The 2,073-nt window shown below is 31.4% G+C and carries 2 protein-coding genes; both read right to left on the bottom strand.

What is annotated here, in order from left to right:
• Positions 1 to 80: 80 nt before the first annotated feature.
• A complete protein-coding gene (locus V7024_RS22960) occupies positions 81 to 686 on the bottom strand; it encodes a DJ-1/PfpI family protein (protein ID WP_335524317.1) in 606 nt (201 codons plus the stop codon).
• A 337-nt stretch (positions 687 to 1,023) separates the two neighbouring features.
• Positions 1,024 to 2,007, bottom strand: a complete 984-nt coding sequence (locus V7024_RS22955) for a DNA-binding protein (RefSeq protein WP_335524316.1) — start codon at positions 2,005 to 2,007, stop codon at positions 1,024 to 1,026.
• Between the last annotated feature and the right edge of the window lie 66 nt (positions 2,008 to 2,073).

Here is a 2,073-nt window from a genome sequence, read left to right as displayed (position 1 = left end):
TTTTCATTTTCTTTAGCTGATGATTAGTGGGATAAATAAAAAAGCAGCACTTATAATGAAGGGCTGATTTTCTTGAAAACTTACTTATTTCTTCTCCATACCGTACCTCTTTTTTCATATTCCAGTCTTCTTTCAACGGAATTCGCTACTTCAGAACCTACAAAACGTTCAATAATCCATAGAGCTAAATCGATGCCGGATGTTACTCCTCTTGCAGTAATAATATCATGATCATCAACAGTTCTAGCACCCAGTACTTCACAGCCGTATGATGCCATTTCTTTTTGCGCAAGATGGTGCATCGTTGTTTTCCGTCCTGCTGTTATGCCTGAAACAGCCATTAGCATTCCGCCTGTACATACACCAGCAATAATAGATCCTTTCTCATAAAACTTAGCAATCCATTTAGGTAATACACCTTTATCTGCTTCTATCCGTGCTCCCTTCTCACCTTGATGGTTCCATCCGCCACCTGGCACGATTAAAATATCTGGACAATTATCTTCACTAAGAAAATTATTTACTTTAACTGTTAAACCATAAAAACCAGTTACCGAATTCAAGTGTACTGAAACCATTTTCACATCGAAATTTGCTCCAAACTCATTTGCACGTATTAATACTTCATAAGGCCCTATCGAATCTAGCTCGTCAAATCCATCAAACAACACAATTTGAATATTCATTGTTATCCCTCCATATATATCATTCATATTAAATGTATTAGCAGGATAATCACATAACATTTTCTTTATAAGATGTATAAAGAAATGTTATCTATTCTACTTAATTATTTAGATCATAAAATTATTATGTAAACTATATGTAAACGAATTTACTTCAAAATATAACCAAATCAATTTAAGACTTCTATAAGTCCCTTTTCGGATCTTTATATAAGTCGAACCTTATCATATTACTTTATAGATTATCTTCTCTTAAAAAAGAATCTGAAAGGTCGTTTTTAAGATATTTTGTATATTTTTGTATATAAAAAGACTTATCAATAACATGATAAGCCTTTTAGTATTTCATTGTATGGCGATCTAATTTTTCACGAATTGCAGAAGTAATAAATTCTTCAATTGACATCTTTTCTTCCGTTACAATGTTTGAGATAGATTGATACTCTGATGAAGATAGTACAACACTTTTCGTAACACTATTGCTATCTAAGTAAATATTATTATTTGGCCGTTTTACTAATTTCCCTTCTATTATATAAGGCATAAGAGAGTCAATCCACTCTTGTTGAATTTGCATAGGAACTTGAATGAGCGATTGGCGAATTTCAATAATCCAGAAATTGTGTTCTTCAGAAATTCGAAGGTTACGTGGTGAGACATATTGCAATAAAAAATCAATTCGCTGGAACATATCACTTCGTAAATTGTGTGTTTTCAAAAAACGAAACTTCACGAATTTTTGATGGTGACTTCTCGGTCTGTCTGATAATTGATACGCTGCTAAAAAGCCGCTTTCTTTTGACAGCTGTAATGTCATCTCATTTCCAAATTCATCTGTTACGATAATATCTCCTCTTTTTGGAATAGCGGTTATGCGCGCAATTGTATTCCCTTGTATAAATTTTTGAAATAAAACAACATTATATTTTCGAGAATATGTATAAAGACTATTAGAATCATCTGATTTTTCAGCCAGATTCTTTACATCGCCCTCTTGAACAAACTTTGTTTCTTTGTTTCTATGCATTTGAATTGTATACGATAACTCTCCCTCTTCAATCCATTTCCATAATTGATACATACTAATATGAAACTGTTTACTTACTTGGTTTAATGTCATTCCTTCTATATGTAATTGCGATTGTAATGCAGTAACCTGATTTTTTTGAAACAAAAAACTTCCATCTAATCGCCACGTGTCTTTATTAATTGGCGTCAATTTATTTTCTTTCATTAATTTCTTAAATGTGAAATTTGAAATACGTAAATATTCTTTTACCTCATTTGTATCCATATATTGTTCGTATGTATGATTGTACATAAATGAAATCCTCTCTAATCAAAACTAAATATAATTTATATAAACATAGAATGTAAAAGATAACCA

Origin of the sequence: Bacillus sp. JJ864, assembly GCF_036963045.1 — a bacterium.
In the GTDB taxonomy this organism is placed as follows: Bacteria; Bacillota; Bacilli; order Bacillales; family Bacillaceae_G; genus Bacillus_A; species Bacillus_A pseudomycoides_C.
The sequence above is the reverse complement of the archived record's forward strand: the minus strand, read 5'-3'. Positions and strand labels throughout refer to the sequence as shown.